The sequence below is a fragment of the Streptomyces sp. NPDC033174 genome (genome assembly GCF_055577795.1).
In genome coordinates this window covers 1-20,509 of the sequence record NZ_JBVIPQ010000011.1, presented here as the reverse complement: position 1 = coordinate 20,509, position 20,509 = coordinate 1, and the positions used below count along the sequence as shown (strand labels likewise).

At 69.9% G+C, this 20,509-nt stretch carries 14 protein-coding genes; 6 read left to right on the top strand and 8 right to left on the bottom strand.

The features are described 5' to 3' along the window. Positions 1–44: 44 nt before the first annotated feature. From ACZ5VC_RS29105 to ACZ5VC_RS29080, 6 genes are all read right to left on the bottom strand, one after another. Positions 45–1,130, bottom strand: a complete 1,086-nt coding sequence (locus ACZ5VC_RS29105) for a PAC2 family protein (protein WP_469122965.1) — start codon at positions 1,128–1,130, stop codon at positions 45–47. A 200-nt stretch (positions 1,131–1,330) separates the two neighbouring features. Further along, entirely contained in the window at positions 1,331–2,392 is a 1,062-nt protein-coding gene (locus tag ACZ5VC_RS29100) for an LLM class flavin-dependent oxidoreductase (protein WP_469122964.1), read from the bottom strand. Positions 2,393–2,489: 97 nt separating this feature from the next. After that, on the bottom strand, positions 2,490–4,094 hold the full coding sequence (locus ACZ5VC_RS29095; protein WP_468709471.1) for a glycerol-3-phosphate dehydrogenase/oxidase: 1,605 nt from the start codon (positions 4,092–4,094) through the stop codon (positions 2,490–2,492). Positions 4,095–4,109: 15 nt separating this feature from the next. Then, the gene (gene glpK / locus ACZ5VC_RS29090; protein ID WP_468709469.1) at positions 4,110–5,657 is read right to left on the bottom strand and encodes a glycerol kinase GlpK; all 1,548 of its coding nucleotides are present in this window, start codon (positions 5,655–5,657) and stop codon (positions 4,110–4,112) included. A 32-nt stretch (positions 5,658–5,689) separates the two neighbouring features. After that, positions 5,690–6,478 carry an MIP/aquaporin family protein gene (locus ACZ5VC_RS29085; protein ID WP_469122963.1) on the bottom strand — a complete coding sequence of 263 codons (789 nt, stop codon included), beginning with the start codon at positions 6,476–6,478 and terminating at the stop codon, positions 5,690–5,692. Positions 6,479–6,900: 422 nt separating this feature from the next. Next, complete coding sequence (locus ACZ5VC_RS29080) at positions 6,901–7,665, bottom strand: IclR family transcriptional regulator (protein WP_469122962.1); 765 nt, start codon at positions 7,663–7,665, stop codon at positions 6,901–6,903. 272 nt (positions 7,666–7,937) lie between these two features. On the opposite strand from ACZ5VC_RS29080, the gene metH reads away from it, so the two are divergent. The 4 genes from metH (at position 7,938) to ACZ5VC_RS29060 (ending at position 16,070) form a co-directional block, all read left to right on the top strand. Then, on the top strand, positions 7,938–11,447 hold the full coding sequence (gene metH / locus ACZ5VC_RS29075; protein WP_469122961.1) for a methionine synthase: 3,510 nt from the start codon (positions 7,938–7,940) through the stop codon (positions 11,445–11,447). A 205-nt stretch (positions 11,448–11,652) separates the two neighbouring features. After that, positions 11,653–12,354 (top strand): HAD family hydrolase, encoded by a 702-nt coding sequence (locus ACZ5VC_RS29070; protein WP_469122960.1) that lies wholly within the window; start codon positions 11,653–11,655, stop codon positions 12,352–12,354. Positions 12,355–12,815: 461 nt separating this feature from the next. Beyond that, entirely contained in the window at positions 12,816–14,417 is a 1,602-nt protein-coding gene (locus tag ACZ5VC_RS29065) for an ABC transporter substrate-binding protein (RefSeq protein ID WP_469122959.1), read from the top strand. Between the two features lie 66 nt (positions 14,418–14,483). Beyond that, positions 14,484–16,070 carry an ABC transporter substrate-binding protein gene (locus ACZ5VC_RS29060; protein ID WP_469122958.1) on the top strand — a complete coding sequence of 529 codons (1,587 nt, stop codon included), beginning with the start codon at positions 14,484–14,486 and terminating at the stop codon, positions 16,068–16,070. A gap of 193 nt (positions 16,071–16,263) precedes the next feature. On the opposite strand, the gene ACZ5VC_RS29055 is transcribed toward ACZ5VC_RS29060, so the two are convergent. Then, positions 16,264–16,935 carry a response regulator gene (locus ACZ5VC_RS29055; protein ID WP_469122957.1) on the bottom strand — a complete coding sequence of 224 codons (672 nt, stop codon included), beginning with the start codon at positions 16,933–16,935 and terminating at the stop codon, positions 16,264–16,266. Positions 16,936–17,033: 98 nt separating this feature from the next. Beyond that, positions 17,034–17,945: a RecB family exonuclease gene (locus tag ACZ5VC_RS29050; RefSeq protein ID WP_469123105.1), complete on the bottom strand. Its 912-nt coding sequence runs from the start codon at positions 17,943–17,945 to the stop codon at positions 17,034–17,036. A gap of 244 nt (positions 17,946–18,189) precedes the next feature. On the opposite strand from ACZ5VC_RS29050, the gene ACZ5VC_RS29045 reads away from it, so the two are divergent. Both ACZ5VC_RS29045 and ACZ5VC_RS29040 read left to right on the top strand, forming a co-directional pair. Further along, a complete protein-coding gene (locus ACZ5VC_RS29045) occupies positions 18,190–19,440 on the top strand; it encodes a site-2 protease family protein (protein WP_469122956.1) in 1,251 nt (416 codons plus the stop codon). A 19-nt stretch (positions 19,441–19,459) separates the two neighbouring features. Beyond that, complete coding sequence (locus ACZ5VC_RS29040; RefSeq protein WP_468709455.1) at positions 19,460–20,347, top strand: tRNA (adenine-N1)-methyltransferase; 888 nt, start codon at positions 19,460–19,462, stop codon at positions 20,345–20,347. Positions 20,348–20,509: the final 162 nt, after the last annotated feature.

Genomic DNA, 20,509 nt, shown 5'->3' with positions numbered 1-20,509 from the left:
CCGCCCCCCTCCGCACGCTTCTGCTCCGGTGGGTCCCTCCCGGCTCAGTCCTCGGACGAGTCGGGGGTGCCGCCGCCCCCGGCCTCGGAGTCCGGCTGATCCGGCCCCGTCTCCGGCCCCGCGTCCGCGCCCGCGTTCTGTCCCGTCTCGGAGCCCGCCTTGGGCGGCTTGGGCGGCTTCGCCCGCCCGCTGGTGGGGTTCGCGCCGCGCCCGCCGGGCGCAGGGGGAGTGTCCCGCAGATAGGAACCGTCACCGATGTCGGTGGCGTGCCCCGGCCCCGTCCCGGGTCCGCCGTCGCGCCGCCGCAGATACCGCTCGAACTCACGGGCGATGGCCTCACCCGACGCCTCCGGAAGCTCAGCGGTGTCCCGCGCCTCCTCCAGCGTCTGGACGTACTCCGCCACCTCGCTGTCCTCGGAGGCCAGTTGATCGACCCCGAGCTGCCAGGCCCGGGCGTCCTCGGGCAGTTCGCCCAGCGGGATCCGCAGATCGATCAGGTCTTCCAGCCGGTTGAGAAGCGCCAGCGTGGCCTTGGGGTTCGGCGGCTGCGACACATAGTGGGGCACCGCCGCCCACAGGCTCACCGCCGGGACGCCCGCATGCGTGCACGCCTCCTGGAGGATGCCGACGATGCCGGTCGGGCCTTCGTAGCGCGTCTCCTCCAGGTCCATCGTCCGCGCCAGGTCGGGATCGGAGGTGACACCGCTGACGGGCACCGGGCGGGTGTGCGGGGTGTCGCCGAGCAGCGCGCCCAGGATCACCACCATCTCCACGCCCAGCTCATGGGCGAAGCCCAGGATCTCGTTGCAGAACGAACGCCAGCGCATCGACGGCTCGATGCCGCGCACCAGGACCAGGTCGCGGGGCTTCTCGCCGCCGACCCTGACCACGGAGAGCCGGGTCGTCGGCCAGGTGATCTTCCGTACCCCGCCGTCCAGCCAGACCGTGGGCCGGTTGACCTGGAAGTCGTAGTAGTCCTCGGCGTCGAGCGCCGCGAACACCTCGCCCTTCCACTCCCGATCCAAGTGCGCGACCGCGGTGGAGGCGGCGTCGCCGGCGTCGTTCCAGCCCTCGAACGCGGCCACCATGACCGGGTCGATCAGCTCGGGAACCCCCTCGAGCTCGATCACCCAGCGCCTCCTTCCGAAGTTCCTGCCGTACGGACCAACCTTACGGCTTTCAGGGGCCCGGCCCGCAGCCCCTGTGCACCGGCGGGTGGGTTCCTGGCCTTGATCGACTACCCATCCGCACGGGTTCGCACACGGCGCATCGCGGAGCCCGCCGCCCACACGGGGACGACGGGCTCCGCGATGCGCCGCGGTGTGGGGAATCACTCCTCCCAGAGGGTGCTCGGAGCCTCCTTCCGCACGACCGGGGCGATCTCCTCGGCGAACCGCTGGAGCGTCTCAATCTGCTCGGACGCGCCGAGGCCGAAGTTGTCCACCGAGATCGACTGCAGGTCGTGGCGGTACACCGCGTGGTAACCGAGGATCTTCTCGATGATCTGCTGCGGCGAGCCGATCAGCTGCGGCCCGCCGGCGATGGCGTCCTCGATGGTGCGGTACGGCGTGTTGTAGCCGGCCTTCCCCTCCAGATGAGGCTGGAAGCTCTGCCGCACCCGCGCCTCGTAGAGCTCCTTGTAGCGGGTGACCGCCTGCTCGGCGGTGTCCGCGACGAGCAGACCGCCCGAGCCGGCCGCCACATGCGCGCGGGCCGGGTCGTGTCCGTACTCCTCGAACTTCTCGCGGTAGTGGGCGATCAGCCGCGCGTACGCCTCACGCGGCTGGACGGCGTTCGCCGTGAACAGCGGATCACCGTGCCTGGCCGCGAGTTCGGGGGAGTTGAGACTGGTCGCCGAGCCGTGCCAGATGCGCGGGACCCCGGCGAACGGGCGCGGAAGGGTGGTCACGTCCTTCAGCGGGGGCCGGAACTCGCCCTCCCAGTCCACCCCTTCCTCGCTCCACAGCCGGCGCAGCAGCTCGTACTTCTCCTTCTGCAGGTCCCACTGGCGGTCCTCGTCGAGCCCGAACAGCGAGAAGTGACCGGCCTCCGCGCCCTTGCCGACGACGAGTTCGATCCGGCCCCGGGAGATCTGGTCGAGCGTCGCGTAGTCCTCGGCGACGCGCACCGGGTCGAGGATGGCGACGACCGTGACACCGGTGAAGAGTCTGATCCGTGAGGTACGGGCGGCCAGGGCGCCCAGAACCACGGTGGGGCTCGAGGAGAGGTACGGCCCGGCGTGCCGCTCGCCGATGGAGTACGCGTCGAAGCCCAGCCGCTCAGCGGCCTCACCGACCGCGAGGACCTGCTCGAACCGGTCGGCCGCCGGGACGAGTTCACCGGTCAGGGGATGCGGCGCATGGCTGATGATGGAGAGCACCTGAAACTTCATGCTTCAACTCTCCCCGCGGGATGTTGCGGCACTGTGGCGGCCGTATGGCATGAGTAAGGGGCGGCCTTTCAGGAGGCCGCCCCTTACACGTGCCGTGCTACTTGCCGAGCATTCCCTCGACCTTGGCGCGGATCTCGTCCGTCGCCAGACCGCGGATCGTCAGCGTCGTACGGCGGCGCAGGACGTCGTCCGCCGTCTCGGCCCACTCGTGGTCACGGGCGTAGGCGACCTGCGCCCAGATCTCCGGCGCGTCCGGGTGGACGCGCTCGGCGAGCTCCGGGTTCTCGTTCGCCATGCGAGCGATCTCGAAGGAGAGCGAACCATAGTGCGTGGCCAGGTGCTTGGCCGTGTCGGCGGCCATGCGCGGACCGGGCGCCGGGCCGTCGACCAGCAGCCGGTGCGCGACCGCGTTCGGGTTGGCTATGCCGGGCAGCGGCATCCGCTTGGGCAGTTCGGACACGGGCTCGTAGTCCTCGCCCAGCGGCCCGCCCGGCAGCGACTCCAGCTTCCGCATCACCGTACGGCCGATGTGGCGGAAGGTCGTCCACTTGCCGCCGGCCACCGACAGCATGCCGCCGCGGCCCTCGGTGACGACCGTCTCACGCTTGGCCTTGGAGGTGTCGCCGGGACCGCCCGGCAGCACCCGCAGACCGGCGAAGGAGTAGGTGATCAGATCACGGGACAGCTGCTGGTCGCGGATGGAGAACGCGGCCTCGTCCAGGATCTGCGCGGTGTCCTTCTCGGTGACGGCGACCTCGCCCGGGTCGCCCTCGTACTCCTCGTCGGTCGTACCGAGCAGCAGCATGTCCTCCCAGGGGAGGGCGAAGGTGATGCGGTACTTGTCGATCGGGGTGGCCAGCGCGGCCTTCCACGGGGAGGTCCGCTTGAGGACCAGGTGCGCCCCCTTGGAGAGACGGATGGACGGAGCCGCGTTCGGGTCCTCCATCTTGCGCAGGTGGTCGACCCACGGGCCGGTGGCGTTGAGGACGAGACGTGCGCTGACGCCGAACTCGTCACCGCTCGTACGGTCCTTGAGCTCCGCGCCGGTGACCCGGCCGCGGGTGAAGCGCAGTCCGGTGACCTCGGCGTGATTGAGGACGACGGCGCCGGCGTCGACGGCCGCGCGGACCGTCATCAGCGCCATCCTGGAGTCGTTCATCTGGTCGTCGCCGTACACGGCCACGGCCTTCAGGTTGTCCGTGCGCAGCTCCGGGACGTCCTGCGCGGCCTTGGAGGGGCTCAGCAGGTGCCCGACGCCGTCGCCGAAGGCGGACAGCGCCGAGTAGGCGAAGACGCCCGCGCCCAGCTTGGCGGCGCCGTGCGGGCCGCCCTTGTAGACGGGCAGGTAGAAGGTGAGCGGGTTGGCGAGGTGCGGTGCCACCTGGCGTGACACCGCACGCCGCTCGAAGTGGTTCTCCGCCACCAGCTTCACCGCGCCGGTCTGCAGATAGCGCAGACCGCCGTGGAGCAGCTTGGAGGAGGCGGAGGAGGTGGCGCCGGCGAAGTCACCGGCGTCCACCAGGGCCACCCGCAGCCCGGACTGGGCGGCGTGCCAGGCGGTGGAGATGCCGAGGATGCCGCCGCCGATCACCAGGAGGTCGTACGTCGCCTTGGAAAGCTGCTCCCGGGTCTCGGCGCGGCTCGGCAGGGAACCGGCAGCCGGGTGCGTCCCGAGGGCGGGGACGCTCTGCAGGGTGGTCATGTCGCTTACTCCTCGTCAGTTCTCTTCTTCGAGCCAGCCCATGGAGCGTTCGACCGCCTTCAGCCAGCTCTTGTACTCGCTGTCGCGCTTGTCGGCGTCCATGCGGGGGGTCCACTCGGCGGCCCTGCGCCAGTTGGCGCGCAGTGCGTCGGTGTCGGGCCAGAAGCCGACGGCCAGGCCGGCGGCGTAGGCGGCGCCGAGGCAGGTCGTCTCGGCGACCATCGGGCGCACCACCGGCGCGTCCAGGAAGTCCGAGAGGGTCTGCATCAGCAGGTTGTTGGAGGTCATGCCGCCGTCGACCTTGAGCGCGGTCAGTTCGACGCCGGAGTCCTTGGTCATGGCGTCGGTGATCTCGCGGGTCTGCCAGGCGGTGGCCTCGAGAACGGCGCGCGCGATGTGCGCCTTGGTGACGTACCGGGTCAGGCCGGCGATCACACCGCGGGCGTCGGAGCGCCAGTACGGGGCGAACAGTCCGGAGAAGGCCGGCACGAAGTAGGCGCCGCCGTTGTCCTCGACCGAGGAGGCGAGGGTCTCGATCTCGGCGGCGGAGTTGATCAGGCCCATCTGGTCGCGCATCCACTGGACGAGCGAGCCGGTGACGGCGATGGAGCCTTCGAGGGCGTAGACGGGGGCCTCGTCGCCGATCTTGTAACCGACGGTGGTGATCAGGCCGCTGTAGGAGTTGATGACCTTTTCGCCGGTGTTCAGCAGCAGGAAGGTGCCGGTGCCGTAGGTCGACTTCGCCTCGCCCTCGGCGAAACACGTCTGGCCGAAGAGCGCGGCCTGCTGGTCGCCCAGTGCCGAGGCCACCGGGACACCGTCCAGGACGCCGCCCTTGACGTGGCCGTACACCTCGGCGGAGGAGCGGATCTCCGGCAGCACGGTCGCCGGGACCTGCATGGACTCCAGGATCTTGTGGTCCCACTCCATGGTGTGCAGGTTCATCAGCATGGTGCGTGAGGCGTTGGTGACGTCGGTGACGTGGTGACCGCCGTCCACACCGCCCGTCAGGTTCCAGATGACCCAGGAGTCCATGGTCCCGAAGAGGATGTCGCCGCGCTCGGCGCGCTCGCGCAGCCCCTCGACGTTGTCCAGGAGCCAGCGGACCTTCGGGCCGGCGAAGTAGGAGGCCAGCGGAAGGCCGGTCTCGCGGCGGAAGCGGTCCTGGCCGACGTTGCGGCCGAGCTCCTTGCACAGGGCATCGGTGCGGGTGTCCTGCCAGACGATGGCGTTGTGGACGGGCTCACCGGTGTTCTTGTCCCACAGCAGCGTCGTCTCGCGCTGGTTGGTGATGCCGATCGCCTTGACGTCGGCCGAGGTGATGCCGGCCTTCTCGATGGCGCTCGCCACGACCTCCTGGACGTTGGTCCAGATCTCGGCGGCGTCGTGCTCGACCCAGCCCGGCTTCGGGAAGATCTGCTCGTGCTCCTTCTGGTCGACGGAGACGATGCGTCCGTCGCGGTCGAAGACGATGCAGCGGCTGGAGGTCGTGCCCTGGTCGATCGCGGCGATGAACGGGCCGGTGCCGTGGGAGGAGGTGCTGGGGGTGTGTGCGTCGGTCACGGTTGCTCCCGGAAGTGTGGAAGAAGGACGGCTCAGGCGAACGCGATGTTGTAGATACCCGCGGCGAGGGCTCCACCGATCAACGGTCCGACGACCGGGATCCAGGCGTAGCTCCAATCGGAGCCGCCCTTGTTGGGGAGCGGCAGCAGGGCGTGCACGATACGCGGGCCCAGGTCGCGGGCCGGGTTGATCGCATAGCCGGTCGGGCCGCCCAGCGAGAGGCCGATACCGACGACCACGAAGGCGGTGATCAGGGCGCCGATCACACCGAGGCCCTTGCCGCTGTCGTTCAGACCCTGGGTGAGGACCGCGAGGACCAGCACGACCGTGCCGATTATCTCGGTGGCGAGGTTCTGCCAGACATTGCGGACCTCGGGGCCGGTCGAGAAGACGCCGAGTACGGGGCCGGCCTTGGGGGCGGCCTTCTGGTCGACCATGCCCTCCTCGTGCGGAGGCGCGGAGATGATCTCCGGGTCCGTGAGGTGGGCCTGGAACTGTCCGTAGTACGCGACCCAGACCAGAGCGGCACCGAGCATGGCGCCGAGCAGCTGGCCGGCGAAGTAGACCGGAACGTTGCTCCAGTCGCCGTCCTTGATCGCGATGCCGAGTGTGACCGCAGGGTTGAGGTGGGCGCCGGACAGTGTGCCCGTCATGTAGACGGCGGTCATGACCGCGAAGCCCCACCCGAAGGTGATGGCGAGCCAGCCGGCGTTCTGCGCCTTCGAGCGCTTGAGTACAACGGCGGCGACGACGCCACCACCGAGCAGAATGAGTACGGCGGTACCAATGATCTCGCCGATGAAGATGTCGGAGCTGGACACCCGCGACTCCTTTGTCCTTCGTCCAGGGGAAGGCGAACCCCGGGTCCCTCCGGTGGTCCGTGCCCTCAGGTGAGGGCGTTGTCCCGGCCGTTGGCGTTGCCACACTCTAACGTGTATTGCCGGTAGGTGTTCGACAATGCCGACCGATGAACGGCAGTTTTGCGCCCCGGTTAACACGGAGTCAAGGGTTCTGTGGCCGAAAGCCGATTCGTTACCGAGGGTCCCGCGCGGGGCGCGGGGAGCGCCCGGGGGCTCGTATGCCCAGGTCAGGGGCGAGTGGCCGAAAGGCCCGTGCGTCAGGGCCGGGCGGGGCGGGACCGGGGGCCCTCGGAGGCGGCCTGCGTACGGGCGGGGCCGGGCCGAGGGCCGGGCGTAAGTGTCCGGAGGTGGGGGCTCCGTAGCCGACCGGCCGCGGGAGCCCGTCAGAAGCGGCCGGCACCCAGGTCGCGGGAGACCGAACGGGCACAGTCCCGCACCGCGGCCACCAGCTCGGAGCGCAGCTCCCCGTCGTTGCACACCCGCTCCACCGCACCGGTGATGGCGACCGCGCCCACCGGCATCCGGCGGCGGTCATGGATGGGCGCCGCCACCGAGGCCACGCCCTCCCAGGTCTCCTCCACGTCCGCGGCCCAGCCGCGCGCGCGGGTCATGTCCAGGACGGCCTCGAAGTCGTGGAGGCCGGTGATCGTGCGCGGCGTGAACGTCCGGCGCTCGACCTCCAGCACCTCGCTGTGCGCCACCGGGTCGTACGCCGAGAGCACCTTGCCCAGGGCCGTCGAGTGCAGCGGCTGCATCGCGCCGACCTCCAGCACTTGACGGCTGTCGTCGGGCCGGAAGACGTGGTGGACGATCAGGACGCCGTGCTGGTGGAGGACGCCGAGGTGGACGCTCTCACCGCTGGAGCGGGCCAGGTCGTCCGTCCAGACCAGGGCGCGGGCCCGCAGCTCGTGGACGTCCAGATAACTGTTGCCCAGCCGCAGCAGCTCGGCGCCGAGCTGGTAGCGGCCCGAAGCCGCGTCCTGCTCCACGAAGCCCTCGGCCTGGAGCGTGCGCAGAATGCCGTGGGCCGTCCCCTTGGCCAGGCCCAGGGAGGACGCGATGTCGGACAGGCCGAGCCGGCGCTCGCCGCCCGCGAGCAGCCGCAGCATCGCCGCTGCCCGTTCAAGCGACTGGATGTTCTTCGCCATCGCCCGGCCTTCTCCCTTGCCGTTTGGATCCGTGGATCATGAAGTTCGACAATGCTGAACACTATCGGTCCATGCCGAACTTGTGTCACCACTGAAATTGCCCGTCAAGAGTTCGCGCAACCGCGCTCCCCGATACGGGCCCCTGCCACAGCATGCCGTCCGGCCCGTGGGACGACGTGTCCACCCCGGCGGTCCCGCGGTTACCCTGGCCCCGTGCGCCTTCCTCCGAAGACGCAAAGCCGACAGCCGTCGCACTCCAGGGAGCACAATCCATGGCCTCGTTGCCTACCCCTTCCGCTGACAGCCGGACCCGAGCCGCAGCCCTCCGTGAGGCACTCGCCACGCGTGTGGTGGTGGCCGACGGAGCCATGGGCACCATGCTCCAGGCGCAGGACCCCACCCTCGAGGACTTCCAGAACCTCGAAGGATGCAACGAGATCCTGAACGTGACCCGCCCGGACATCGTCCGCTCGGTCCACGAGGAGTACTTCGCCGTCGGCGTCGACTGTGTCGAGACCAATACCTTCGGCGCCAACTTCGCCGCGCTCAACGAGTACGACATCCCCGAGCGCAACTACGAGCTGTCCGAGGCCGGCGCCCGGATCGCCCGCGAGGTCGCCGACGAGTTCACCGCCTCCACCGGCCGGCAGCGCTGGGTCCTCGGCTCCATGGGCCCCGGTACCAAGCTCCCCACCCTCGGCCACGCCGCGTACACCACCCTGCGCGACGCCTACCAGATCAACGCCGAAGGCATGATCGCCGGTGGCGCCGACGCCCTCCTGGTGGAGACCACCCAGGACCTGCTCCAGACGAAGGCCGCCATCCTCGGTGCCCGCCGCGCCCTGGACGCCGCGGGCCTCGATCTGCCGCTGATCTGCTCCGTCACCGTCGAGACGACCGGCACGATGCTGCTCGGCTCCGAGATCGGTGCCGCGCTCACCGCGCTGGAACCGCTCGGCATCGACATGATCGGGCTGAACTGCGCCACCGGCCCCGCCGAGATGAGCGAGCACCTTCGTTACCTCGCCCGGCACTCCCGGATCCCGCTGTCCTGCATGCCCAATGCCGGCCTGCCCGTGCTCGGCAAGAACGGTGCGCACTACCCCCTGACCGCGCCCGAGCTGGCCGACGCCCAGGAGACCTTCGTCCGCGAGTACGGCCTCTCCCTGGTCGGCGGCTGTTGCGGTACGACCCCCGAGCACCTGCGCCAGGTCGTCGAGCGGGTCCGTGACCTCACCCCACCCGTCCGCGACCCGCGCCCCGAGCCGGGCGCCGCCTCGCTCTACCAGACAGTCCCCTTCCGCCAGGACACCGCCTACATGGCGATCGGCGAGCGGACGAACGCCAACGGCTCGAAGAAGTTCCGCGAGGCGATGCTGGAGGGCCGCTGGGACGACTGTGTCGAGATGGCGCGCGACCAGATCCGTGAGGGCGCGCACATGCTCGACCTGTGCGTGGACTATGTCGGCCGGGACGGCGTGGCGGACATGGCGGAGCTGGCGGGCCGGTTCGCGACCGCCTCCACCCTGCCCATCGTGCTCGACTCCACCGAGCTGCCCGTCATCCAGGCCGGCCTGGAGAAGCTCGGCGGACGCGCGGTCATCAACTCGGTCAATTACGAGGACGGCGACGGGCCCGAGTCGCGGTTCGCGAAGGTCACCGCGCTCGCCAAGGAGCACGGCGCCGCCCTGATCGCCCTGACCATCGACGAGGAGGGCCAGGCCCGTACCGTCGAGAACAAGGTCGCCATCGCCGAGCGGATCATCGACGACCTCACCGGGAACTGGGGCATCCGCGAGTCGGACATCCTCATCGACACCCTCACCTTCACCATCTGCACCGGCCAGGAGGAGTCCCGCAAGGACGGCATCGCCACGATCGAGGCGATCCGGGAGCTGAAGCGCCGTCGCCCGGACGTCCAGACCACCCTGGGCCTGTCCAACATCTCCTTCGGCCTGAACCCGGCCGCCCGTGTCGTCCTGAACTCCGTCTTCCTCGACGAGTGCGTGAAGGCGGGCCTCGACTCGGCGATCGTGCACGCCTCGAAGATCCTGCCGATCGCCCGCCTGGACGAGGAGCAGGTCAAGGTCGCGCTCGACCTCATCTACGACCGCCGCGCCGAGGGCTACGACCCCCTCCAGAAGCTCATGGAGCTCTTCGAGGGCGTCAACATGAAGTCGATGAAGGCCGGCAAGGCGGAGGAGTTGCTCGCCCTGCCGCTGGACGAGCGTCTCAAGCGGCGGATCATCGACGGCGAGAAGAACGGCCTGGAGGCCGACCTCGACGAGGCACTCCGGACCCGCCCCGCGCTGGACATCGTGAACGAGACCCTTCTCGACGGCATGAAGGTCGTCGGCGAGCTCTTCGGCTCCGGCCAGATGCAGCTCCCCTTCGTGCTCCAGTCCGCCGAGGTGATGAAGACCGCGGTCGCCTACCTCGAACCGCACATGGAGAAGGTCGAGGGCGAGGACGGCAAGGGCACGATCGTGCTCGCCACCGTCCGCGGTGACGTCCATGACATCGGCAAGAACCTCGTCGACATCATCCTGTCCAACAACGGCTACAACGTCGTCAACCTGGGCATCAAGCAGCCTGTCTCCGCGATCCTGGAGGCCGCCGAGGAGCACCGCGCCGACGTCATCGGCATGTCGGGACTCCTCGTCAAGTCCACCGTGATCATGAAGGAGAACCTGGAGGAGCTCAACCAGCGCAAGCTGGCCGCCGACTACCCGGTGATCCTCGGTGGCGCCGCGCTGACCAGGGCGTACGTCGAGCAGGACCTGCACGAGATCTACGAGGGCGAGGTCCGCTACGCCCGCGACGCCTTCGAGGGCCTGCGCCTCATGGACGCCCTCATCGCCGTCAAGCGCGGCGTCCCCGGAGCTGCGCTCCCCGAGCTGAAGCAGCGCCGTGTGCGGGCCACCACCGCCGTGGAGGTCACCGAGCCCGAGGAAGGCGGCCGCTCCGACGTCTCCACCGACAACGCGGTGCCTGAGCCTCCGTTCTGGGGCACCCGCGTCATCAAGGGCATTCAGCTCAAGGAGTACGCGAGCTGGCTCGACGAGGGCGCCCTGTTCAAGGGCCAGTGGGGACTCAAGCAGGCCCGCACCGGCGAGGGCCCCAGCTACGAGGAGCTCGTCGAGACCGAGGGCCGGCCCCGGCTGCGCGGCTGGCTCGACCAGCTCCACACCCAGAACATGCTGGAGGCAGCGGTCGTCTACGGCTACTTCCCCTGTGTGTCCAAGGGCGACGACCTGATCATCCTGGGCGAGGACGGTGCCGAGCGCACCCGCTTCACCTTCCCGCGCCAGCGCCGGGGCCGCCGCCTCTGCCTCGCCGACTTCTTCCGCCCGGAGGAGTCCGGCGAGACCGATGTCGTCGGACTGCAGGTCGTCACCGTCGGCTCCCGCATCGGCGAGGCCACGGCCAAGCTCTTCGAGGCCGACTCCTACCGCGACTACCTGGAGCTGCACGGCCTGTCCGTGCAGCTGGCCGAGGCGCTCGCCGAATACTGGCACGCGCGCGTCCGCGCCGAGCTCGGCTTCGCCGGCGAGGACCCCGCCGACGTCGAGGACATGTTCGCCCTCAAGTACCGGGGCGCGCGCTTCTCCCTCGGCTACGGCGCCTGCCCGGACCTGGAGGACCGCGCCAAGATCGCGGAGCTGCTCCAGCCCGAGCGGATCGGTGTGCACCTCTCCGAGGAGTTCCAGCTGCACCCGGAGCAGTCCACCGACGCGATCGTCATCCACCACCCCGAGGCGAAGTACTTCAACGCCCGGTAGACCGCGATACCCCGCCCGTGGGAGCCGGTCGGACCGTCCCGTACGTCCGCCGGGGCGCCCGAGCGGGCGACAGTACGACGGGCCGGGGGAAACAACAGCGCGCCCCGGAGCATCGAGACGTACACTGGTCGGTCCAGTGCAGGCCGGCAGCCTTCCCCAGCTGGGAGGGCGGCCGGCCTTCTCGTCCCTCATGGAGGTGTGCCGGATGACCAGTACGGTCCCCGCGTCCCTGACCCGTACGGCGGAAGGATCGGCCCTTCAGGCCGTCTTCCTCGACATGGACGGCACCCTGGTCGACACCGAGGGATTCTGGTGGGACGCGGAGGTCGAGGCGTTCGGCGCCCTGGGCCACCGGCTCGACGAGGCCTGGCGCGACGTGGTCGTCGGCGGCCCGATGAGCCGCAGCGCCGGCTATCTCATCAAGGCCACCGGCGCCGACATCACCCTCGCCGAGCTCACCGTCCTGCTGAACGAGAAGTTCGTGGAGCGCATCGACCGGGGAGTGCCGCTGATGCCCGGGGCCGAGCGCCTGCTCACCGAGCTCGCCGCGCACAACATCCCCACCGCCCTGGTGTCCGCCTCGCACCGGCACGTCATCGACCGCGTACTGGCTTCGCTCGGCCGTGACCGCTTCACCCTCACCGTGGCGGGGGACGAGGTGGGGCGCACCAAGCCGCACCCGGAGCCGTACCTCCTCGCCGCCCGCGGCCTCGGCGCAGACCCTGCCCGCTGCGCGGTGATCGAGGACACGGCGACCGGCGTGGCCTCCGCCGAGGCCGCGGGCTGCCGGGTCGTCGCCGTGCCATCGGTCGCGCCCATCGCCCCTTCCGACGGGCGGGTCGTCGTGCGGTCCCTCGAAGAAGTCGATCTCCGCTTTCTTCGGACGCTGATCACACGAATGAACTGAACCGCGCACCCAGCGTGCGTTCCGGGGAATGCCCGGGAAAATGACCGGGCCCCTCACCGAAAGGCGGACCGAGTGACCTTCGTCACCCAGTGTGGCGCCCGGGAGGTGGCCCGGTAGGGCGTCATGTCCGGATCAAGCCACTTCAGGCAGGCCCATGTGTCCCGGTTCATGGAGTGGTGTACGAATCATTCCCTCGCATGATCATCGATCCCCGTGCATTACCGATCACTGTGCGATTACTCCCCAACTCTGCCCGAGTCCTGCTTTCCTGGCGCCGCCCACTAATCTTTCGCGAGTACTTCGCCGCACCATCCGCGTGCCCCGGTGTCAACCAAGTCACCGCGAACACAGGACCGATCGCACTGTTTCCCGGCCCGATCGCCCCGCCCCGACCGGGCGGCCGCGGCGGAGTGTCCATGACACCGCTGTATCTCAGTGCCGGATGAGGGAGAACGTCCAGGATGAACCGCAAGACTTTGGTGCTGCCGGCCGTGGTCGGCCTGCTCGCGCCCGTGCTCGTCGCCTGTGGCGCCTCGGAAGGCGGGTCCGGCGGTGGCAACGCCATAGTCGTCGGCACCACGGACCAGTTCGTCGCGACCAAGGAAGCCCCCGCGCCCTTCGACCCGGCCTTCGCCTACGACACCGGCGCCTGGAACGTCCTGAGGCAGACCGTGCAGACGCTGATGCACGTGCCCCGCGGCGGCGGCCTGCCCGTCCCGGACGCCGCGGAGAAGTGCGGTTTCACCGACAAGGCCAGCGAGAGCTACCGCTGCACCCTGCGCGACGGACTCACCTTCGCCGACGGCGAGGCGATCACCAGCGCGGACGTGAAGTTCTCCATCGAGCGCGTCCTGGACATCAAGTCCGACAACGGTACGGCGGCCCTGCTCGCCAACGTCGACGCCGTCGAGCCCAAGGGTGAGAAGGAGGTGGTCTTCCACCTCAAGACCCCGGACGCCACCTTCCCGTACAAGCTCTCCACCCCCGTCGCCGGCATCCTCAGCAAGGACAAGTACGACGGCAAGAAGCTCCGCGACGGCTTCGCTGTCGACGGCTCCGGCCCGTACACCGTGAAGATCGAGCACGACGGCGAGCACGCCACCAGGGCCGTCTTCACGAAGAACGCCAAGTACAAGGGCGACGTCAAGCTCCTCAACGACAGGGTGGAGCTGCGTTCCTTCGCCGACGCCGACGCCATGGGGGCGGCGCTCGAGGCGCGCAAGATCGACATGATGACCCGGACCCTGTCGCCGGAGCAGATCAAGAGCTTCACGGAGAAGCCCAAGGAAGGCATCGAGCTCACCGAGGTGCCCGGCCTGGAGATCCGCTACCTCGGCTTCAACACCCAGGCCCCCTCGGTCAAGGACAAGGCCGTCCGCCAGGCGATGGCCGCCGTCATCGACCGTGGCCGGATCCTCGCCGGCGTCTACGGCTCCACCGCGCAGCCGCTGTACTCGCTGATCCCCTCCAGCATCGCCACGCACACCAACTCGTTCTTCAACAAGTACGGCGAGCCGAACCCGAAGAAGGCCGCCTCCATCCTCCGTGGCGCGGACATCACCACCCCGGTGAAGCTGACCCTGAACTACACCACCGACCACTACGGCCCGGGCACGGCCAAGGAGTTCGAGGCGCTGCGCGACCAGCTCAACGCCACCCAGCTCTTCGACGTCACCGTCCAGGGCACCGAGTGGGCCAAGTTCCGCCCCGCCCAGAAGCGCGGTGACTACGCCGTCTACGGCCTCGGCTGGTTCCCCGACTTCCCGGACCCGGACAACTACATCGCGCCGTTCCTCGACGCGGACAACTTCCTCAACACGCCCTACGCCAACAAGGCCGTCCGCGACCAGCTGATCCCGCTGTCGCGACGCGAGGCCGACCGCAGCAGGGCGGCCGCCACCTTCGAGCAGATGCAGGACATCGTCGCCGGCGACGTCCCGGTTCTGCCGCTGTGGCAGGGCAAGCAGTACGTCGCCGCGCGCGATGACGTGACCGGCGTCGAATGGGCGCTGAACACCTCGTCGGACCTGCAGCTCTGGGAGCTCGGCCGCGGCACCGCCTGACCCCTTCGTCACCCCGGCCGCGCGCTCCCGCGTGGCCGGTTGAAAGAGATCACGAGGCAAGGTTCTGTGAAGGCACATAACAAGTGGCTGACGGCTCCGCTCGCCGCGGGGCTGTCCGCCGCGCTGCTCAGCGGCTGCGGTACGGACAAGGGCCCGGGCCAGGGCGCGAACGGGTCCGTGGTCGTCGGCATGTCGGACGAGGTCCTGGCGACGGACCCGGCCGCGGGCTACGACCCCGGCTCCTGGCTGCTGTTCAACAATGTCTTCCAGTCCCTTCTCAGCTTCCCCAAGGGCGCCTCGTCGCCCGAGCCCGAAGCCGCTGAGAAGTGCGAATTCGCCAAGGGCGGCAGCACCGTCTACCGCTGCACCCTGCGGGACGGCCTGAAGTTCACCAACGGGAACCAGTTGACCTCGAAGGACGTGAAGTACTCCTTCGAGCGTGCCCTGAAGATCGACAACCCGTCCGGCCCGGCGCCCCTGCTGGCGACGATCGCCAAGATCGACACGCCGGACGACCGGACGGTCGTCTTCACGCTCAAGGTCCCCGACGCGACCTTCCCCAGCAAGATCGCCTCCGGTGCGGGGTCCATCGTCGACCACCGCGAGTACACCGAGGACGGGCTGCGCACCGACGGCAAGGCCGTCGGCTCGGGCCCGTACAAGCTGGAGTCCTTCGACGACGGCCAGGCCGTCTTCTCGGTCAACCCGGAGTACCGGGGCACCGCCAAGCCGAAGAACGGCGGAGTCACCCTCAAGTTCTTCCGCGGTGACCGCGAGGCGCTCTCCGAAGCGCTCGGCAAGGGCGACGTCGACGTGGCCTACCGTGGCCTCGCCTCCGAGGACATCGCCGCGCTCGAGCAGTCCGCGACGCCCGACGCCCTGGGCAGCGAGGTCCTCGAGGGCTCCAGCGCCGAGGTCCAGCACCTGGTCTTCAACGTGAACGATCCGGTCACGGGCAAGCTCGGCGTCCGCAAGGCCATCGCGCACCTCGTCGACCGCGACGCCCTCGTCCGGGACGTCTACCGCTCGACGGCCAGCCCGCTCTACTCGATCGTCCCGGCCGGCATCATCGGCCACAACACGGCCTTCTTCGACGCCTATGGCGGCCGCCCGGACGTCGCCAAGGCGCGCAAGGCGCTGCGCTCCGCCGGCGTCAACGGCAAGGTCAAGATCACCCTCTGGTCCACGCCGAGCCGCTACGGCCCCTCCACCGACCAGGAGTTGAAGGCGATAGCCGCGCAGCTCAACAAGAGCGGGCTGTTCGAGGCGACGATGAAGTCGGTCCCGATCGACCAGTACGAGAAGGACATCGAGGCCGGGAAGTACGGCGTCTACGTGAAGGGATGGGTCCCCGACTACCCGGACCCGGACAACTTCACGGCGCCGTTCTTCGGCGAGGGCAACGTCCTCGGCAACAACTACAAGAACGAGAAGATCACCGGGACGCTCATCCCGAGGACCTCGGCGGCGACCGACCGCCAGGCGACCGAGAAGGACTTCGCGGAGCTCCAGGACCTGGTGGCCAAGGACGTCCCGGTCATCCCGCTCTGGCAGGGCAAGCAGTACGCGGTGGCCCACGACGACATCACCGGTCTGGAGTGGACGCTGGACGCCTCGACGGTCTTCCGCTTCTGGGAGATCAAGAAGGACTAGGCCGGTCGGGCAGCAGTGTGCCCCTGGGACCGCCGGTCCCAGGGGCACACGCACGTCACGAGGCGGTGGATCGAGCGCCGGGGAGCCGCCGCACGTCCGCCGTCACACTGCCGTCCTGAGGGCCGCGGCCGCCGTTCTGCCGGTGTTCCACGGCGCCGGCGACACCCGGGCCGCGCCGGGTGTGCGTGTCCGGCTACTGGGCGCCTGGGCGCACCAGACCGCTCTCATAGGCGTACACGGCGGCCTGCACCCGGTCGCGCAGACCCAGCTTCGTCAGTACATGGCCCACATGCGTCTTGACGGTCGTCTCGCTGACGAACAGGTCCGCCGCGATCTCCGCGTTGGACAGGCCCCGCGCCACCAGCTTGAGCACCTCCACCTCACGCTCGGTCAGCGTGTTCAGCGCGCCCGGCACCGGCTCCTCGCCGGACGGCAGGTGGTCCGCGTACTTGTCGAGCAGCCGCCGCGTGATGCTGGGAGCCAGCATCGCCTCGCCACCGGCGACCACCCGGATCGCCTGCACCAGCTCATTGGCGGGCGCGTCCTTCAGCAGAAAGCCGCTCGCCCCGGCGCGCAGCGCCTCCACCACGTACTCGTCGAGGTCGAACGTGGTCAGCACCAGCACCTTCGCGGGCCCGTCGCGGCCCGGCCCGGTGATCTGCCGGGTCGCCTCGACCCCGTCCATCCGCGGCATCCGGATGTCCATCAGCACCACGTCGGGCTGCAGCGCCCGAACCTGGTCGAGGGCCTGGAGGCCGTCCCCGGCCTCGCCGACGACCGCGATGTCCTGCTCGGCCTCCAGAATCATCCGGAAGCCGGTGCGCAGCAGGGGCTGGTCGTCGACCAATAGGACGCGGATCGCCACGGGTTCTCCTTCGCTAGACGCGCCCATTCTGCCCTGGCACCCCTCGCCGGACTCCGCCGGGCACACCGCTCACCGCGCCGCCGCCGACGTGGTTCGCGTCACTCCCCGTCGTGGTCCTCCCGAACAGGGACGTCCGTTGCGGCAGGGGCGGCCGGATCCACCGAAGCGGCCGCGGGCTGCGCCGCCGCGACCTGTGCCGGGACCTCCTCCGGCGCCGGGCCCTGTGCCGGGACCTGTGCCGCCCCGGGCATCCCGATGCTCAGCGGATACACCGGGGGAGTCCCGCCGAACTCCGGACACAGGGCCTGGTGGTCGCACCACCCGCACAGCTTCGTCGGACGCGGCCGCCAGTCGCCCGTCTGCGTCGCCTCCTTGATCGCCTCCCACAGCGCCAGCAGCTTCCGCTCCACCCGCTGCAGATCCGCCTCCACCGGGTCGTACGTCAGGACGTCACCGCTGCCCAGGTAGACCAGCTGCAACCGGCGCGGAAGGACCCCCTTCAGCCGTCGGACCACCAGCGCGTAGAACGTCATCTGGAACAGCGCGCCCTCGCTGTACTCCGGCCGCGGAGCCTTGCCCGTCTTGTAGTCGACGATCCGCACCTCGCCCGTCGGCGCCACGTCGATGCGGTCGATCACGCCCCGCAGCCGGAGCCCCGACTCCAGCTCGGTCTCCACGAACAGCTCCCGCTCGGCCGGCTCCAGGCGCGTCGGATCCTCCAGCGTGAACCACCGCTCGACCAGTCGTTCCGCCTCGCCCAGCCAGCGCCGCAGCCCCTCACCCTCCGCGTCCGCCTCGAACAGGTCCCCGAGCTCCGGCTTCGACTCCAGGAGCCGGTCCCACTGCGCCGGGATCAACGCCTTCGCCCGAGGCGCCGTCCGCTCCACCGCCGGATCGTCGAAGAGCCGCTCCAGCACGGCATGGACCAGCGTGCCGCGGGTAGCCGCCTCACTCGGCTTCTCCGGCAGTTTGTCGATCACCCGGAACCGGTACAGCAGAGGACACTGCATGAAATCGTTCGCCCGCGAGGGCGACAACGACGTGGGCTGCCGGGCGTCCGACGGCGGCTGCTGGCTGGTACTCATGACGCAGACCCTACGACCCGCCACTGACAGCGAGCGGAATACCATCGACTCCAGACCCTCACGCACTGCATGATCGAGCCAGTAACCCGGTGACTTCCGGCGAGATGGTGATGAAACGCACAGCACGCGGTCGGTCTCCCGGAGCAGGCGCAGGCAACGAAGGGAACCCGTGAAAAAGGACGACGAGAGCGGCGACGAGAGCACGAGGCCGCGGTCCGACACGGCGCAACCGAACCCCGGCAGCGGCACCCCCCGGCGGTCCCGGGAGGCCGGAGGCGGCATCCTCATGGGCCGCCCGTTCGGAGTGCCCGTCTACGTCGCCCCCAGCTGGTTCCTGGTCGCCGCCCTCATCACCTGGGTGTTCGGCGGCCAGCTCGACCGTGTCCTGCCCGAGCTGGGCAACCTGCGCTATCTCGTCTCGCTCTTCTTCGCGGTGGCCTTCTACGCCTCCGTACTCGTCCACGAACTGGCCCACACCATCGCCGCCCTGCGCTTCAAACTGCCGGTGCGCCGCATCCAGCTCCAGTTCTTCGGCGGCGTCTCCGAGATCGAGAAGGAGTCCGAGACCCCCGGCTGCGAGTTCGTCCTCGCCTTCGTCGGGCCCCTGCTCTCCCTCGTCCTCGCGGGCGTCTTCTACCTGGGCATGGCCGCCGTGGAGCCGGGCACCGTCCCCGGCGTCCTGCTCGCCGGCCTGATGATCTCCAACCTGATCGTCGCCGTCTTCAACCTCCTCCCCGGCCTGCCCCTGGACGGCGGCCGGATGCTCCGCGCCCTGGTCTGGAAGATCACCGGCAAGCCGATGAGCGGCACCGTCGCCGCCGCCTGGGTCGGCCGGGCCCTGGCCGTGAGCGTCCTGATCGGCCTGCCCCTGCTCACCCACACCGGCGCCCTCGGCAACGCCACCGAGGAGATCAGCGGAATGGACACGGTGATGGACGCGCTCCTCGCCGCCATCCTCGCCGCCATCATCTGGACCGGCGCCGGCAACAGCCTGCGCATGGCGCGGCTGCGCGAACACCTCCCCGAACTGCGCGCCCGCACCCTCACCCGGCGCGCCGTCCCCGTCGAGTCCGCGACTCCGCTCTCCGAGGCCCTGCGCCGCGCCAACGAAGCGGGCGCCCGCGCCCTCGTCGTCGTCGACGGCCAGGGCACCCCGACCGGCCTCGTCCGCGAGACCGCCATCGTGGGCGTCCCCCAGCACCGCCGCCCCTGGGTCGCCGTCAGCGGCCTCGCCCAGGACCTCACAGACGACATGCGCATTCCGGCCGAACTGGCCGGCGAGCCCCTCCTCGACCGGCTGCGCGCCCATCCCGCCACCGAGTACCTCGTCGTCGAGGAGACCGGCGAGATCTACGGCGTCCTGTCCACCATGGACGTCGAGCGGGCCTTCGTCAGGGCCATGGCACGACCCACCGCATAGCTGCCGGTAGGCTGGTCACATGTCCGAACCGACCGGTGCCGCCCGCCGTCGCGGGCCCTTCAAGGTCGGGGACCAGGTCCAGCTCACCGACCCCAAGGGACGCCACTACACGTTCACGCTCGAGGCCGGGAAGAATTTTCACACCCACAAGGGTTCCTTCCCCCACGACGAGCTGATCGGCGCTCCCGAGGGCAGTGTTGTCCGTACCACGGGGAACGTCGCGTACCTCGCGCTGCGCCCCCTGCTCCCCGACTACGTCCTGTCCATGCCCCGCGGCGCCGCCGTGGTCTACCCCAAGGACGCGGGGCAGATCCTGGCCTTCGCCGACATCTTCCCCGGCGCCCGCGTCGTGGAGGCCGGGGTGGGTTCCGGCTCGCTCAGCAGCTTCCTGCTCCGTGCCATCGGAGACGAGGGCATGCTGCACTCCTACGAGCGCCGCGAGGACTTCGCCGAGATCGCCAAGGGCAATGTCGAGCGCTACTTCGGTGGCCCGCACCCCGCCTGGCAGCTCACCGTCGGCGACCTCCAGGACAACCTGTCCGACACCGACGTCGACCGCGTCATCCTGGACATGCTGGCGCCCTGGGAGTGCCTGGAGGCCGTCTCCAAGGCACTCGTGCCCGGCGGCATCCTCTGCTGCTACGTGGCGACCACCACCCAGCTCGCGCGGACCGTGGAGTCCATCCGCGAGTTCGGCTGCTACGCGGAGCCCCAGCCGTGGGAGTCGATGATCCGCAACTGGCACGTCGAGGGCCTGGCCGTCCGCCCCGACCACCGGATGATCGGACATACCGGCTTCCTGGTCACCGCCCGGCGCCTCGCGGACGGCGTGGAGCCCCCGATGCGCCGTCGCCGCCCCGCCAAGGGCGCCTACGGCGAGGACTACGAAGGCCCCAACAAGGGCTGACGCCTCCCTAACGCACCGGTGCCGGGGGGGGGGGGGGGGGGGGGGGGGGGGGGGGGGGGGGGGGGGAGGGTGGGGGGGGGGGGGGGGGGGGGGGGGGGGGGGGGGGGGGGGGGGGGGGGGGGGGGGGGGGGGGGGGGGGGGGGGGGGGGGGGGGGGGGGGGG

Bases quoted from the DNA above. Each gene is read 5' to 3' on its own strand.
- ACZ5VC_RS29080 (WP_469122962.1), bottom strand. From the start codon at position 7,665: ATGGCGAAGAACATCCAGTCGCTTGAACGGGCAGCGGCGATGCTGCGG.
- ACZ5VC_RS29050 (WP_469123105.1), bottom strand. From the start codon at position 17,945: ATGCAGTGTCCTCTGCTGTACCGGTTCCGGGTGATCGACAAACTGCCG.
- ACZ5VC_RS29100 (WP_469122964.1), bottom strand. From the start codon at position 2,392: ATGAAGTTTCAGGTGCTCTCCATCATCAGCCATGCGCCGCATCCCCTG.
- metH (WP_469122961.1), top strand. From the start codon at position 7,938: ATGGCCTCGTTGCCTACCCCTTCCGCTGACAGCCGGACCCGAGCCGCA.
- ACZ5VC_RS29040 (WP_468709455.1), top strand. From the start codon at position 19,460: ATGTCCGAACCGACCGGTGCCGCCCGCCGTCGCGGGCCCTTCAAGGTC.
- ACZ5VC_RS29095 (WP_468709471.1), bottom strand. From the start codon at position 4,094: ATGACCACCCTGCAGAGCGTCCCCGCCCTCGGGACGCACCCGGCTGCC.
- ACZ5VC_RS29065 (WP_469122959.1), top strand. From the start codon at position 12,816: ATGAACCGCAAGACTTTGGTGCTGCCGGCCGTGGTCGGCCTGCTCGCG.
- ACZ5VC_RS29070 (WP_469122960.1), top strand. From the start codon at position 11,653: ATGACCAGTACGGTCCCCGCGTCCCTGACCCGTACGGCGGAAGGATCG.